Genomic DNA, 13404 nt, shown 5'->3' on the forward strand with positions numbered 1-13404 from the left:
CTTGCTTCGAAGACATCCTCGCAAAAAGCCTCGGGGCTGAAGCCCCTCCTGCAGGGATTGCGTGGGGCGGAGGTCCGCCTTCACGCCATCGCAGTCCGCGGATCGGCGTTGCCCGGGCAGTGCGCGAACGTCACCGGGATGCCGTGCGCTTCCAGCACGGCGGCGATCTGCTGCTGGCGTGCCTGGAAGTGCTGGTACGCGCGTTCCAGTCGCTCATCGGTGGCTTCCTGCGGCGCGTACCGCGCGCGCCATGCCGGTGGTTCGAACAGTGCAATGTGCACTTCGCCGCCCGCGTAGCGCAGCAGCGGTTCCGGCAGCGCATCCAGCCATTGTTCTTCCGCGGGCGCCATCAGCGCGGTTTCGATGACGGGCCACAGTGCGCCCAGCCCGCCGTGCTCGTACTGCATCGCGGTCATCGCGGCGAGGTCGTGCAGGGTCATGTAGCGCGCGTGCTCGATCTGCGCACCGAAGGCCGTCTGCGCGAGTAACGCGGTATCGGCCTGGGCCATGCCGGTTTCGAGCAGTACGCTCTCCAACCGTTCGCTGACGGCGTCGACCGTATGGTCATCGCCACTGAGCAGGAAGGGCACCACGCGCAGCAGGCCACCGCGCAGGCCATCGTCCGCCTGCAACGGCATCGGAATGTCACCGGACTCATCGGCACCGAACGCGATCAGGCGTGCGCCTTCGCCGCGTCCCGGCGCGCGCTGGTGCAGCTCGCGCAGCCGCTGGTGCAGCGGCCAGCCGGGGCGCAGGGCTTCGGCGGGATCGAAATGCGCGGCGGCGAAGACGAGATCCAGGTCACGCACCTGCGGCGCATGCGCGGCGAGGTCGCGCCCCAGTTTCCCGGCCAGCTCGCTCGCTTCGGCAGCGGCCAGCGCTGCGCGCTGCGGCGTGCTGCCGGCGGCCAACTCCAGGGCGATCACGCCCATCACGACGGGGCTGGTTGTGGTTGGCGTCATGTCAGCGGTTGGACGTGGTGGAGGGGCGCATTACACTCCCCCATTATGCCTGCCGCGTGCACGGCATCTTCACTCCATCCCCATCACCATCGCCTGCAAAGAGGTCCCCATGCCCGCACCCCGCCCCGTCGCCATCCTCGGCGGCGTCCGCATTCCGTTCTGCCGCCAGAACACGGCCTATGCGGATGTGGGGAACCTGGGCATGTCGGTGCGCACGCTGGGCGCGCTGGTCGAGCGCTTCGGCCTGCACGGCCAGCAGCTCGGTGAAGTGGCGATGGGTGCGGTGATCAAGCATTCCTCCGACTGGAACCTGGGCCGCGAAGCCGCGTTGTCGTCCGGCCTGTCGCCGCTGACGCCGGGCATCACCCTGCAACGCGCCTGCGGCACCAGTCTGGACACCATCATCCACATCGGCAACAAGATCGCACTGGGCCAGATCGATTCCGGCATCGGCGGCGGTTCGGACACCACGTCCGAAGTGCCGATCGTCTACGGCAAGAAGCTGCGTGCGCGGCTGTTGGCCGCGAATCGTGCCAAGACCACGCAGGACAAGATCAAGGCGCTGGTCAGCGGGTTCAAGTTCGGCGAACTGAAGCCGGAGTTCCCCGGCGTGGCCGAGCCGCGCACCGGCAAGAGCATGGGCGACCACTGCGAGGACATGGCGAAGGAGTGGAACATCTCACGCGACTCGCAGGACGAACTCGCCGTCGCGTCGCACAAGAAGCTGGCCGCCGCGTATGAGCGCGGCTTCTTCGATGACCTGATCGCGCCGTTCCGCGGCCTGGAGCGCGACAACATCCTGCGCGCCGACACCTCGCTGGAAAAACTGGCCACGCTGAAGCCGGCCTTCGACAAGATCTCTGGCCGTGGCACGCTGACCGCCGCCAACTCCACGCCGCTGACCGATGGCGCCGCCGCCGTGCTGCTGTCCAGCGACGAGTGGGCGAAGGCGCATGGCCACGAGCCGCTCGCCTACCTGAAGGATGCGCAGGTGTCGGCGGTGGACTTCGTCCACGGCGAAGGCCTGCTGATGGCGCCGACCGTGGCCGTGCCGGAAATGCTCAAGCGCAACGGCTTGACGCTGCAGGACTTTGACATCTACGAGATCCACGAAGCCTTCGCCGCCCAGGTGCTGTGCACGCTGCGCGCGTGGGAAAGCGAAGACTACTGCCGCAACCGCCTGGGCCTGGATGCGCCGCTGGGCAGGATCGATCCCGCCAAGATGAACCCCAACGGCTCCTCGCTGGCGACGGGCCATCCGTTCGCTGCCACGGGTGCGCGGATCGTCGCCACCGTGGCCAAGGAACTGAAACAGCGTGGCGGCGGCCGTGCGCTGGTCTCCATCTGCACCGCCGGTGGCATGGGCGTGGTGGCGATTGTCGAGCGTTGAATGGTCGCGGCATGAATGCCGCGATACGTGCCGCCATCGTTTTCTGCGGGTAGCGGGTGCCGCGTCACCGCGATGGCGTCTGCACCTGTGCGCTGCCGATGCCGTGGCGGTGCCCTTCGCTGACCGCAGTCACGGTGCCGTCCGGGTTGAACACCAGCGCGTTGGCTGCGCCGATTTCCTCTGCAAGGTCCGACCAGCGTTGTCCGCGCTGCAGCAGCGCCTTCGCCTGCGCGCTGTCCGCGTAGCCGGGCTCGATGTCCGTCGCTGCACCGTTGCGCTGCGATAGCCGCGGCGCGTCCACGGCCTGGTCCATGTCCATGCCCAGGTCCACGTAGTTGACGATGGTCTGCAGCACCGTGGTGATGATGGTGGACCCGCCCGGGCTGCCGATCGAGAATGCGGGCCTGCCGTCCTTCAGCGCAAGCGTCGGCGTCATGCTGCTGCGCGGGCGCTTGCCGCTTTCGGGCACGTTCGGATGCGGGCCGGTGAAATCGAAATCGGTCAGCTCGTTGTTGAGCAGGAAGCCGTAACCCGGCACGACGATACCGCTGCCGCCCCAGTCCTCGATGGTGAAGGTGTAGGCGACGACGTTGCCGTCCTTGTCCGACACGGTCAGGTGCGTGGTGTGCGCGCTCTCCGGCACCAGCGCGCGCGGCGCGGGCCGCAGCGGATAACTCGCATCCTGTTGGAAGTCGAACGGATCGCCCGCGGCGACAGCACCCGGAGCAGCGCGTGCCGGATCGATCAGCGCGCGCCGCCGGGCCGCGTAATCCTTGCTCAGCAGGCCGGCCACGGGCGCATCCACATATTCGGGATCGGCCAGGTAGGCATCGCGGTCGGCGAAGGCGAGACGGCTGGCTTCCAGGTAAAGATGTTCGACCTGCGCGCGCGGCAGCGCCTTCAGGTCGTAGCCTTCCAGGATGTTCAGCGCTTCGAACACCGTCACGCCACCGCTGCTCGGCAGCGGCATGCCGTACAGCTCATAGCCCCGGTAGGTGGAGCGCACCGGCGCGCGCACGCGGGCTTCGTAGTCGGCCAGGTCCGCCAGGGTCATGCGACCGCCGCGCACGGAAACGCCGGCGGCCGTCGGTGGACGATTGACCGCATCGACGATCGCCTGCGCCAGCGTGCCTTCGTAGAACGCGTCCACGCCGCCGCTCGCCAGCAGGCGGTACGTATGTGCAAGATCGGGATTGCGCAGCGTCGTACCCGCAGGGAGTGCCTTGCCTTCCCGCAGGTACAGCGCGGCGGTGGCGGGGAAGCGGCGGAACTTGCCTTCGTTCCGCGCGACCAGCCCCGAGAAGTTCGCATCCACGATGAAGCCCTGCTCCGCTACCGAGATCGCCGGTGCCAGGACCTGTTCGAACGACATCGTGCCGTAGCGTTGCAGCGCCTCGTGCCAACCGCGCACGGTGCCGGGCACGCCGACCGACAGGCCACTGGCAACGGCGGTGTCGAAGTCCATTTCCCGACCGTCTTCGATGAAAAGGGCGGACGTAACGGCGGCGGGTGCCGTCTCGCGATGGTCGAGCGTGACCACGCGCTTCTCCTTCGCCAGGTACACCACCATGAAGCCGCCACCGCCGATCCCGCAGCTGAAGGGATCCGTCACCCCGAGCGTGGCTGCCGCTGCGACGGCGGCATCGACCGCATTGCCGCCGCGGTCGAGGACCGCGATCGCCGATTGCGTGGCCTGTTCGCTGATCGTCGCCGCACCCCCGCCGGTGCCGGTGGCGACCGGCGTTTTGGCATGCGTGCCCGTGGCGGCCAGCAGGGTGAACAGTAAGACGGCACGCAGGAATCGGGTCATCGCGGATCACCGAAGGGCAGGCGATCCGATTGTCACACGCCTTCCACCCGGCCTGCCCGTTCCCCTGTGGCCCGCCATCGGTTAGCGTTCCCGTCAATAGGGAGATGGGGGAGCAGCGGGATGCGGAACAGGAGATGGGTGCTGTTGGGCGCCCTCGCGCTTGGCTTGGCGGGTCCGGTGCAGGCGTGCATCAATGCCATCGGAACCGACCACCAGGGACGCCACTTCGATGCGCACATCGACGTCGGTGAGCAGTTGGAGGCGCGACTCACCTCCGGAGCGGTCCGCAAAGACTACATGCGCCGGGCGCGACATCACGGCGCGGGCAACCGCAAAGCCGGACTTGGAGAACCTGACCGACCTGGCCATCCTGCTGATGTACCAAGGCCAGCATCCACGGGCCGTGCGTCTGCTGTTATCGCTTGAGCGGCGCTATCCCGGTCGTCATGAAACCGCCGCCAACCTGGGTACCGCGTTGGAGCTGTCGGGTCATGATGCACCGGCGCTCGCCTGGATCCGCCTGGGCATCCAGCGCAATCCTGCAGAACACGTCGGTACCGAGTGGCTGCACGCGAGAATCCTTGAGAGCAAGTTGGCTGCCGCGAGGGATCCTGCGTACCTGGCGCGGCACTCGATCGCCGGCCTGCAATTCGGCGACGCCACGGTTCCGCCATTTCCCGCGCCGTTACCCGCGGGCAACGAGGGTCGGCCTGTCAGCGCGTATGACCTCAACCATGCGTTCGCCTACCAGCTCGGTGAGCGCATGCAGTTCGTCGCGCCGAAGGATCCGGTGGTGGCCAATCTGCTGTCGGACTGGGCGGCATTGAACATGGCAGGCGGGCCGATGGAGAACGTCGTCGTGCTGTATGCCCAGGCCAGACGCTACGGCGTCCAGGAGACCGCGACCATCGCCCGACGTCTGACAGAGGCGCGCCGTGTGCTGAAGGCCGCTCCCAGAGCGGAGCACCGAGACGGCCAGTGCGCCATCTGCGAGCCAGAGCTCTAGCGGCCCCGCGTTCCAACCCCACTGAACTTAACCAAGCGTTGCAACGAGAGACGACTCAACGACCGTTCCCTTCCGCCACACTGGAGCTCGCAATCGTATGTGCAGGATGTCCCGCGCCTTTTCCTTCCTGATCCTGTTGCTCATGGTCGCCGCGTGCAGCAAGCGGGAGATGGCCGAGTCCGATGCCTCCGCGGCGGCCGAGTCGAGTGCCGACGCCGGCGTTGCGATCATGGCCGAAGCGGCGTCGGACAGTGCCCCCGCGGCTGCACCTCGGAAGAGTGTCGAGGCCCCCGCGATGCAGGCGCCCGGCGTCGACCCTTCGCAGATGGCCTCGGATGTGTCTACCCAGATCGACCCGCAACGCCGCTTCATCCGCACCGCGCAGGCACGGTTCCAGGTGGTGGATGTCTACGGCACCGCGTTGGTGATCGAGGATGAGGTCGTCGCGCAGGGCGGATTCGTCGTCGACAACCAGATCGCCTCGCAGGTGCAGCGCGTGCTGAGCCGCCCGCTCGGGCAGGGCAAGCGACTGGAACTGACCGAGTACACCTTGCAGGGCGAGTTGACCGTCCGCGTGCCCAGCGAGCGCACGCAGGCGTTCCTGCGCGCCGTCGCCGCGCAGATGGCATTCCTGGACCGGCGCAGCTTCTCGGCCCGCGATGCACAGTTCGACCTGCTGCGCCAGCAGCTGGCACGCCAGCGCGCGCAGGACGAGCAGCAGGAACTGGGCGAGGCCGTGCAGGCGGGCGGCAAGCTGGGCGATAAGACCGATGCGATCCAGTCACGTAGTGCGGCGCGCGCCAGCCGTGACGAGGCTTTGATCGCGCAGAAAGAGTTCGAAGACCGGGTCGCCTTCAGCACGATCACGCTTTCGCTGAGCCAGGATCCACAGGTCCGGAAGGCCGAACGCGTCGATGTGGATGCGGTGTTCCGCGACAACGGACCCGGCTTCTTCAACCGGCTGCGTGATGCGCTTGCCATCGGCTGGCGGGGTGGGCTGGAGGTCGTCGTCGCATTGGCGGCGCTGTGGCCGCTGTGGTTCTGCGTGCTTGCGCTGTGGCTGGGCTGGCGGCGCTGGCGCCGGAAGCCGGCGGTCGGCTGACCGCACGCCGCGTGCTCAGTCCCTGAGTCGCGGCAACCCGTGCGCGTCGCGTTCTTCCACGACAGCCTCATCGTGGATCTTCTGCTTCATGTCGCGGCCGGGCAATTCCATGGTCGCGCCGCCACGTGCGGCCTTCAGCGCATTGCCGTAGCACTGCTGCGCCATCGCCGTGTCGCCGGCCGCGCTGAAACCATCGCCGAGCTCTTCCCATGCTTCCGCACCCGCGCCCTGCGCGATCGCACGGTGCAGGAATTCCTGTCCTTGCATCCACTGCCCCTGCAGGCGCGAAAGTCGACCCAGGGTAAGCAGCAGCGAAGGGCTGGCGGGATGGGCCGCCAGCCAGTGTTGCGCGCTGGCACGGCGGGAGTCGAGCTTCCCGACCGGCAGGCGACCGTACAGCGCGGCGAGTGATTCATCCCAACGGGCTTCCAGTGCCTGCTCGATACTGCGGGTCGCGGCATCTTCCCAGCGCAGTGCCGCAGCGCGTTCGGCGTAGGCAGCGACCACGGAGGGGTGCAGCCGCAGCGGCTTGGTCAGCGTTTCCCAGCGCTCCGCCAACACGTTGGGATCGGCCGCTTCGAGCAGCGACTGCGAAGCGAGGCGGATCTCCAGCGCGTCGAACGCAGCAGGCGCCATGGCCTGGTTCTGCTTCAGTGCGCCCAACAGGCCATAGGCTTCACCCGCATGTGCGGTGGCGGCCAACGCCTGCGTACGCAACACCAGGCCGCGCGGCGGGAGCGGCTGGACGTCTGCGCCATCGAGCATGGCGAGAGCCTCGTCCGGCCAGCCCGCGTCCAGCGCGATCTGTGCCGATGCCAGCGCATGCGCCGTCACGGAGCGCTCCCGCAGCGCGGCGAGATGGCGCTGCATCGCGGCTTCATCGCCGCGCGCCTGCGCCGCCTGCACGGCTGCGGTGCGTGCGACGGGGCCTACTTCGCCATCGTCCGCGGCGCGCTCCAGCAACTTCTCGGCCTTCTGCCAGTGTCCAGCGTGCAGCGCGTCCAGGCCGTCGATGAGGCGCGCGCGCGCCTGCTTGCGGCGATGGCGACCCCATGCACGGAACGGCAGTGAAACCAGGCGCCAGGCCAGCCATGCCACTGCACAGATCAGGATCAGCGAAAGCAGCGCACGCGGCACGTTCGTGTGCAGGTCGTAACCGCCGAAGCGGATGAAGACCTCGCCGAGGTCGCGGTCGGTACCCGCCATCCATTGCGCGGCCAGCACGCCCGCCAGGACCAGCAACAACAACAGCATCACGGTGCGGAATGGTTTCATGGCGTCACCTCCGGCGTGTTCGCGGCCGGCACCGACAGTCGCATGCCGGCGTTACGCAATGCGCGCAACTGCAGCAGCGTGCTGCCCAGCACAGCCGGTCGCGAAGGTGCGGGCGCTTGCTGCAATGTGCGCAGTTGGACCTGAACCTGCCGTCGTTGCGGTGAATCGGGCCACAACCGCGGTACCCATGTGGCGATGCGTGCGAGGGCGGCGCGCTGGCCGGCAGCGTCCCCGCGTTCCAGCGCAGCCCGCGCAAGGCTGATTTCGATCTGCAGCGCCGCGTCGGCCGTGGCGCGGTCGTCGGGCGCCACCAGCGTGGTGTCGCGCGTGGGCCGCACGTCGACCAACGGCGCGAGCATGCGCTGCCATGCCGGGCGAGCGTGCGCCGGTGCGTCGACCATGCTGTCGCGCGGGAGGCCCGCGAGCGCATCGGCGAGGGCGCCCAGCTGCGCGAGCGATGCCGCCTGCGTGCCGGCGCCCAGCGCATCCAGCGCAGCGCGCTCCTGCGTCAGCGTCTGCTTGAGATTCAACAGGCGGTGATCGTCCATCCCGTCCAGGGTGCCCGCGGCCAGTGCGTAAGCGCGTCGCGCGCCGTCCAGGTCACGCGCAATGTCCAGTCGCTGCGCCGCCTGTGAAAGCAGGAGCTCCACTTCGTCCAGCCGCAGTGCCTGCGCACCGTGCCGGTTCGGGTCGGTCAGCTTGGCGACGCTCTCCTCCAGCAAGGCACCGCGCTGCCCCAGGCCAAGCACTTCGTCGCGCAACACGCGGTTGGTGGCCGCCGCATCGAGCAGGCGCTGCGCCTGCGCGCGCTGATCGCGCCGCAGGGCGTCCGTGCGCGCTTCGAGTGCCTCGATGCGCTGCATGGCCGCCGACTGTGCGGTCTGCTCCTCGGCATGGCGGGCCTGCCACCACGCCCAGCCACGCCATGCGCCGACGCCCATGGCCAGCACCACCAACGACACGGCGATGAGGCGGCCCGCACCATCGGCGCGGCGGGGAGGGGACGGTTCGTCGTTCACACAAGCATCCTTGTCGGCGGTCGAAAACGTGATGGGCGCCGCAGATGCTACCGGATGCCGGGAAGCATGGCCGTGCAGGCCGTCCTGATCATCTGCGCCGGGCGCGGACCGGCGGCTTGAAGGACATGCGCGAACCCGGCATCGCGCGCAGCGTCGGCCAGGCGTGCACTTGCGGCGACCACGGTGGCAGCCCGCAAGCGCGCCTGCAACGGGCCCGGCAGCTGTGCGAGGACCTGCTCCAGGGCGCCGCCGCTGCTCACCAGCAGGCAGGCGGGCGCACGCAGGCCGGCGAGTGCCGCGAGGGTGCGGGGTGTCAGCGCGACGGGCTCTCGCCGATAGACCTCGGCGCGGTGCAGGCGGGCGCCGCGGGATTCCAGCGTGGGCATCAGCAGGTTGCGGCCGTCGGGCGCAGTGATGAAGCCGACGTCGGTCCCGCGCACGTCGGTGAGCGCCGGCAGCGCGAGCAGGCCTTCGCTATCCATGCGTGCAGGGAACGACACGTGCGCGATGCCGGCGCGGCGCAGCGCCGTCGCAGTACCGGCACCCACCGCCAGCCATGATTGGCCGGGTCGCGCGTCCAGTGGTTGCAGGGCGTGCGCCGCCGAGACCGCGGCGGGGCTGGTGAACACGACGGTCTCGCAGGCGAGGGCGTCACGCAGATCGGCACGGGTAGCGTTGTCATCGCATGGCTGGATGCGCCAGGGCGACATGGCCAGCAAGCCGGCACCCTGGCGTCGCGCAGCACGGCGGAGTGCATCGTGGCCGCCCTGGGGCCGCAGCGAGATGACGTACCATGCCGGCGGCGTTGGGTGTCCCATGCGCGGATTATGAGTGATGAGTGCGGAAGAAGCCTTGCAGGAACTGCGTGAGTACTGTCGTGGCATGCCGCCGGTGGCGGCGATGGGCGTGGAGGTCGACGGTTTCCACGACGGGGCATTGCGCCTGACCGCTCCGTTGTCGGCCAACGTCAACGACAAGGGCAACGCCTTCGGCGGCAGCCTGACCTCGCTGATGACCGTGGCAGGGTGGGGACTGGTGACGCTGAAACTCCGTCTGGCGGGCCTGAAAGCCGAGGTCTACGTGGCCGACAGCCAGATCCGCTATCTCGCACCGCTGTATGCCGACCTGGTGGCCGACGCCATGTTCGGCGAAGGGCAGTCCTGGGAGGCCTTTCTGGACACGCTGGTGCAGCGCGGCCGTGCGCGGATCCAGGTCGATGCCAGGATTCTGCTACCTGAAGGCGGCAGTGCCACCACGCTGGTGGGACGGTTCGTCGCCATCTCAAAGCGGTAGCATGCCGGCATGACCGAGGGGGTGCCATGCGCGTGATAAGGAAGATGCTGTTGGTGGCGGGCCTGCTGATGCTGGTGCTTGCGCCCGCTGCTGCGCAGAGTCGCCTGCAGCGCGGCAAGCTGCAGCAGATGCAGGATACCTATGCGGCCTCGATCCGCTGGGGCGATTTCGAGAACGCCTGGCAGGCCGTCGACCCCGCCTACAAGCTCGAACACCCGATGACCGAACTGGAGTTCGAGCGCTACCAACAGGTCCAGATCTCCGGCTACCGCGACGTTTCGACCCATGCCGGCCCGGACGGGACGGTGGAGCGTGCGGTGGAGCTGCGCGTGATCAACAAGCACACCATGGCGGAGCGGACCCTGCGCTACCGCGAACGCTGGCGCTGGGATCCGGAAATGAAGCGTTGGTGGCTGGTGGTGGGCCTGCCGGACCTGTGGGACGGGGAGTAGCCCGCCGCCGCCCCGGTGACGTCCTGTGCGACAATCGCCGCCCGCTCCATTGCCTCCAGTTCCCGTGAATTTCGAAGAAATCCTGGCCTTTGCCACCGGTTCGCCCTGGAACCAGATGCTGTCGCTGGCCCTCGTCGGCCTGACGGTCGCGATCATCTACACCGAAATCGCGCGCCTGTTCCGCGGCTATACGGCGCTGCGCCCGGCCGAGCTGACCCATCTGGTCAACAGCGAGAACGCGTTGGTGGTCGACTTGTCGGCGAGCAACGACTTCGAAAAGGGCCACATTGCGGGCAGTCGCAACGTGCTGCCCAGCAGTTTCGACCCCGAAAGCAAGCTGCTGGCCGGGTCGAAGGCCCTGCCCGTGGTGCTGGTCTGCCGCACCGGGCAGGCCTCGGCGGGCGCCGCCAAGCGCCTGAAGAAAGCGGGTTTCGAGAAGGTCTATGCGCTTGATGGCGGCATCGCCGCCTGGCAACAGGCCGACCTGCCGCTGGTCAAGGGCCGCTGAGCCTGCTTTGGCCGCGGCCCCGCCCTTGAACAGGGCCCCGCGTGCCGCCATGACATAATTTCCATTCACCGCAGCAATCCAGATTCTGGAGTCAAGAAATGTCCGACGAGACCACCAACGGCGCGGTCGCGCCTGCCGCCGAAGCCGCTGGCCCCGCTTTCACTGTCGAAAAGATCTACGTCAAGGACGTTTCCTTCGAGGTTCCCGGCGCCCCGGCGGTGTTCGCCGAAAACGTACAGCCGGAACTGCAACTCAACCTCAACCAGCGCGTGCAGCGCCTGGGCGAGAATGCGTTCGAAGTGGTGCTCGGCGTGACCCTGAGCTGCAAGGCCGGCGACAAGACGGCGTACGTGGCGGAAGTGCAGCAGGCAGGCATCTTCGGCCTGATCGGCCTGGAGCCGCAGGCCGTGGACGTGCTGCTCGGCACGCAGTGCCCGAACATCCTGTTCCCGTATGTGCGCCAGCTGGTCAGCGACCTGGTGCAGGCCGGCGGCTTCCCCCCGTTCTTCCTGCAGCCGATCAACTTCGAGGCGCTGTACGCCGAATCGCTGCGCCAGCGCGCCGCGCAGGGCGGTGAAGGCCAGCTGGCCAATTCGGAACCCGTCGGCAACGCCTGATTGACCGTGCAACCGTCGGACACCGCGACGCAACACGCAGGGGGACGGATGGCCGAGTCGACGCCGGATAATCCACTGAAAATCGCCGTCCTCGGTGCCGGTTCCTGGGGCACCGCACTGGCGGCCCTGATGGCCCGGCACGGGCACGCGGTCACCCTGTGGGGCCGCGATCCCGTCGTTTCTGAGGCCATCGACCAGCGGCACGAGAACACCCGCTACCTGCCGGGCATCCCGTTGCCGGAAAACCTGCGCGCCACCACCGACCTGGCTGCGTCGCTCGCCGATGCGGACCAGGTCCTGGTCGTGGTGCCGTCCCATGCCTTCACCGAGACCCTGAAGCTGGTCGCTCCGTTGCGCCCGGCGCGTGCCGGCGTCGCCTGGGCCACCAAGGGCTTCGAAACCGGCTCGGGCCGCTTCCTGCACGAAGTGGCCGAAGACATCCTGGGCCCGGACGTGCCCTTGGCCGTGGTCACCGGTCCGTCGTTCGCCAAGGAAGTCGCGTTGGGCCTGCCCACTGCCGTGACCGTCCACGGTGCCGACGCGGAATTCGCACAGGCGGTGGCGGATGTCATGCATGGTCCGGCGTTCCGCGCCTATACCGGTGATGACATGGTGGGCGCCGAGCTCGGTGGCGCGATGAAGAACGTGCTGGCGGTCGCCACGGGCGTGGCGGACGGCATGCAGCTAGGCCTCAACGCCCGTGCCGGGCTGATCACCCGTGGCTTGAACGAAATGCTGCGCCTGTCCGCCGCCATCGGTGCAAAGCCGGAAACCCTCATGGGCCTCGCCGGCCTGGGCGATCTGGTGCTGACCTGCACCGGCGACCTGTCGCGCAACCGCCGGCTTGGCCTCGCGCTGGGTCGTGGTCAGTCGCTGCAGGACGCGGTGCGCGACATCGGGCAGGTGGTCGAATCGGTGCAGACCGCTGACGAAGTCATGCGCCAGGCGGACCGTCACGGCATCGACCTGCCGATTTCCAGCGCGGTGCGTGCCGTACTGCATGGCGATCTCACGCCCGCCGCCGGCTTGCAGCACCTGCTGTCGCGTGAGCAGAAACCGGAGTATCCGGAAACACTGTTCAAGTAATCCGACGCGGCGTATCGAATCAGCCCGGCCTCAACCGCCGGGCTTTTTCTTTGGCGCATGAAAAAGCCCGGCCACAAGGGCCGGGCTGGGTGCGACGCGGGGAGAGAGGGACGCGTCGCGGGGGAACGCTGTTGCGGCTTACCAGCTGAAGCGCGGACCGACGAACCACTGGGTGTCGCCGTCGACAAGCTTGACGTCGGCCGAGGCACTCCAGTTCGGAGTGAACTTCACCTGCGCGCCCAAGCGGCCGTAGAACTCGCCGTCGTAGTCGTCGCCGTCTTCGTAGCCGGCCAGCGCGTAGCCGTTGAGGCGGTTGGTCAGCGCGCTGTTCACGCCCACTTCGACGCTGTAGCCGTCGGCACTGAAGCTGGGCACGCGAATGCCGGAGGGCGTGGTGAAGCTGTCCGTCTTCGCCTTCTCGTAGGCGACACGGGTCAGCAGGTCGACGCGCTGCGACAACTCGTGGTTGTAGCCGAGGCCGACGCGCCATTGGTCGAAATCGACATTGACGTCATCGACTTCTTGCTTGCTGTAGTCAGCAAACACGTGAAAGTTCGGGTGCAGGGCGACGGAACCCTTCAGCGCCCAGCCATCGGCGTCGGGGCCCTCGATGTTCGTCGCGGTGTAACCGCCTTCCACATAGTTGTAGGAAACGCCTTCGGCAGCCGAAGCAGCGAAAGGAGCAGCAGCCAGCAAGGTCAGGGCAAGCAAGGACTTCTTCATGGAAACGCCTTTTATTTTGTTGTTGTGTATCCGTCGCCTCGGGGGAAGCGACGGTGGGCGAAGTATCCGCTTCAGCTCACAACACGCCCTGAATATCAAACTTACCAGTACATAAATTAGGGGGCGAGGCAAGGAACTTTCGCCGGTTGCATTTATCGGCC

The 13404-nt window shown here is 67.8% G+C and carries 14 protein-coding genes; 8 read left to right on the top strand and 6 right to left on the bottom strand.

Going from position 1 to position 13404, the window contains the following annotated elements; translation table 11 throughout:
• Nucleotides 1-80: 80 nt before the first annotated feature.
• On the bottom strand, nucleotides 81-962 hold the full coding sequence (locus OY559_RS00740; RefSeq protein ID WP_277728178.1) for a hypothetical protein: 882 nt from the start codon (nucleotides 960-962) through the stop codon (nucleotides 81-83).
• A gap of 109 nt (nucleotides 963-1071) precedes the next feature.
• On the opposite strand from OY559_RS00740, the gene OY559_RS00745 reads away from it, so the two are divergent.
• A complete protein-coding gene (locus tag OY559_RS00745; RefSeq protein WP_277728179.1) occupies nucleotides 1072-2352 on the top strand; it encodes an acetyl-CoA C-acetyltransferase in 1281 nt (426 codons plus the stop codon).
• 64 nt (nucleotides 2353-2416) lie between these two features.
• Here OY559_RS00745 and ggt read toward each other — a convergent pair whose 3' ends face one another.
• Nucleotides 2417-4162, bottom strand: coding sequence for a gamma-glutamyltransferase (gene ggt, locus OY559_RS00750; RefSeq protein ID WP_277728180.1), 1746 nt, complete (start codon nucleotides 4160-4162; stop codon nucleotides 2417-2419).
• Between the two features lie 343 nt (nucleotides 4163-4505).
• On the opposite strand from ggt, the gene OY559_RS00755 reads away from it, so the two are divergent.
• Nucleotides 4506-5168 carry a tetratricopeptide repeat protein gene (locus tag OY559_RS00755; RefSeq protein ID WP_277728182.1) on the top strand — a complete coding sequence of 221 codons (663 nt, stop codon included), beginning with the start codon at nucleotides 4506-4508 and terminating at the stop codon, nucleotides 5166-5168.
• A gap of 106 nt (nucleotides 5169-5274) precedes the next feature.
• Nucleotides 5275-6270 carry a DUF4349 domain-containing protein gene (locus OY559_RS00760; protein WP_277728184.1) on the top strand — a complete coding sequence of 332 codons (996 nt, stop codon included), beginning with the start codon at nucleotides 5275-5277 and terminating at the stop codon, nucleotides 6268-6270.
• Between the two features lie 15 nt (nucleotides 6271-6285).
• On the opposite strand, the gene OY559_RS00765 is transcribed toward OY559_RS00760, so the two are convergent.
• The 3 genes from OY559_RS00765 to OY559_RS00775 are packed head-to-tail and all read right to left on the bottom strand — an operon-like array spanning nucleotide 6286 to nucleotide 9382.
• Nucleotides 6286-7545: a heme biosynthesis HemY N-terminal domain-containing protein gene (locus tag OY559_RS00765; protein ID WP_277728185.1), complete on the bottom strand. Its 1260-nt coding sequence runs from the start codon at nucleotides 7543-7545 to the stop codon at nucleotides 6286-6288.
• A complete protein-coding gene (locus OY559_RS00770) occupies nucleotides 7542-8564 on the bottom strand; it encodes a hypothetical protein (RefSeq protein ID WP_277728187.1) in 1023 nt (340 codons plus the stop codon). The genes OY559_RS00765 and OY559_RS00770 overlap by 4 nt, the downstream gene beginning before the upstream one ends.
• A gap of 47 nt (nucleotides 8565-8611) precedes the next feature.
• Nucleotides 8612-9382, bottom strand: coding sequence for a uroporphyrinogen-III synthase (locus OY559_RS00775; protein WP_277728189.1), 771 nt, complete (start codon nucleotides 9380-9382; stop codon nucleotides 8612-8614).
• Nucleotides 9383-9398: 16 nt separating this feature from the next.
• On the opposite strand from OY559_RS00775, the gene OY559_RS00780 reads away from it, so the two are divergent.
• From OY559_RS00780 to OY559_RS00800, 5 genes are all read left to right on the top strand, one after another.
• A complete protein-coding gene (locus tag OY559_RS00780; RefSeq protein WP_277728190.1) occupies nucleotides 9399-9857 on the top strand; it encodes a YiiD C-terminal domain-containing protein in 459 nt (152 codons plus the stop codon).
• 26 nt (nucleotides 9858-9883) lie between these two features.
• Nucleotides 9884-10309, top strand: coding sequence for a hypothetical protein (locus OY559_RS00785; protein ID WP_277728191.1), 426 nt, complete (start codon nucleotides 9884-9886; stop codon nucleotides 10307-10309).
• A 64-nt stretch (nucleotides 10310-10373) separates the two neighbouring features.
• Complete coding sequence (locus OY559_RS00790; RefSeq protein ID WP_277728192.1) at nucleotides 10374-10817, top strand: rhodanese-like domain-containing protein; 444 nt, start codon at nucleotides 10374-10376, stop codon at nucleotides 10815-10817.
• Between the two features lie 98 nt (nucleotides 10818-10915).
• Nucleotides 10916-11434, top strand: coding sequence for a protein-export chaperone SecB (gene secB / locus OY559_RS00795; protein WP_277728193.1), 519 nt, complete (start codon nucleotides 10916-10918; stop codon nucleotides 11432-11434).
• A gap of 48 nt (nucleotides 11435-11482) precedes the next feature.
• Nucleotides 11483-12520, top strand: coding sequence for an NAD(P)H-dependent glycerol-3-phosphate dehydrogenase (locus tag OY559_RS00800; protein WP_277728194.1), 1038 nt, complete (start codon nucleotides 11483-11485; stop codon nucleotides 12518-12520).
• Between the two features lie 138 nt (nucleotides 12521-12658).
• Here the strand turns inward: OY559_RS00800 and OY559_RS00805 are convergent, their stop codons facing one another.
• Nucleotides 12659-13243: an OmpO family porin gene (locus tag OY559_RS00805; RefSeq protein ID WP_277728195.1), complete on the bottom strand. Its 585-nt coding sequence runs from the start codon at nucleotides 13241-13243 to the stop codon at nucleotides 12659-12661.
• Between the last annotated feature and the right edge of the window lie 161 nt (nucleotides 13244-13404).

This window comes from Pseudoxanthomonas sp. SE1, from assembly GCF_029542205.1.
Lineage (GTDB): Bacteria > Pseudomonadota > Gammaproteobacteria > Xanthomonadales > Xanthomonadaceae > Pseudoxanthomonas_A.

Coding starts and splice junctions, on each gene's coding strand:
- OY559_RS00740 (WP_277728178.1), bottom strand. CDS start 962: ATGACGCCAACCACAACCAGCCCCGTCGTGATGGGCGTGATCGCCCTG.
- OY559_RS00745 (WP_277728179.1), top strand. CDS start 1,072: ATGCCCGCACCCCGCCCCGTCGCCATCCTCGGCGGCGTCCGCATTCCG.
- ggt (WP_277728180.1), bottom strand. CDS start 4,162: ATGACCCGATTCCTGCGTGCCGTCTTACTGTTCACCCTGCTGGCCGCC.
- OY559_RS00760 (WP_277728184.1), top strand. CDS start 5,275: ATGTCCCGCGCCTTTTCCTTCCTGATCCTGTTGCTCATGGTCGCCGCG.
- OY559_RS00765 (WP_277728185.1), bottom strand. CDS start 7,545: ATGAAACCATTCCGCACCGTGATGCTGTTGTTGTTGCTGGTCCTGGCG.
- OY559_RS00775 (WP_277728189.1), bottom strand. CDS start 9,382: ATGGGACACCCAACGCCGCCGGCATGGTACGTCATCTCGCTGCGGCCC.
- OY559_RS00780 (WP_277728190.1), top strand. CDS start 9,399: ATGAGTGCGGAAGAAGCCTTGCAGGAACTGCGTGAGTACTGTCGTGGC.
- OY559_RS00785 (WP_277728191.1), top strand. CDS start 9,884: ATGCGCGTGATAAGGAAGATGCTGTTGGTGGCGGGCCTGCTGATGCTG.
- secB (WP_277728193.1), top strand. CDS start 10,916: ATGTCCGACGAGACCACCAACGGCGCGGTCGCGCCTGCCGCCGAAGCC.
- OY559_RS00800 (WP_277728194.1), top strand. CDS start 11,483: ATGGCCGAGTCGACGCCGGATAATCCACTGAAAATCGCCGTCCTCGGT.
- OY559_RS00805 (WP_277728195.1), bottom strand. CDS start 13,243: ATGAAGAAGTCCTTGCTTGCCCTGACCTTGCTGGCTGCTGCTCCTTTC.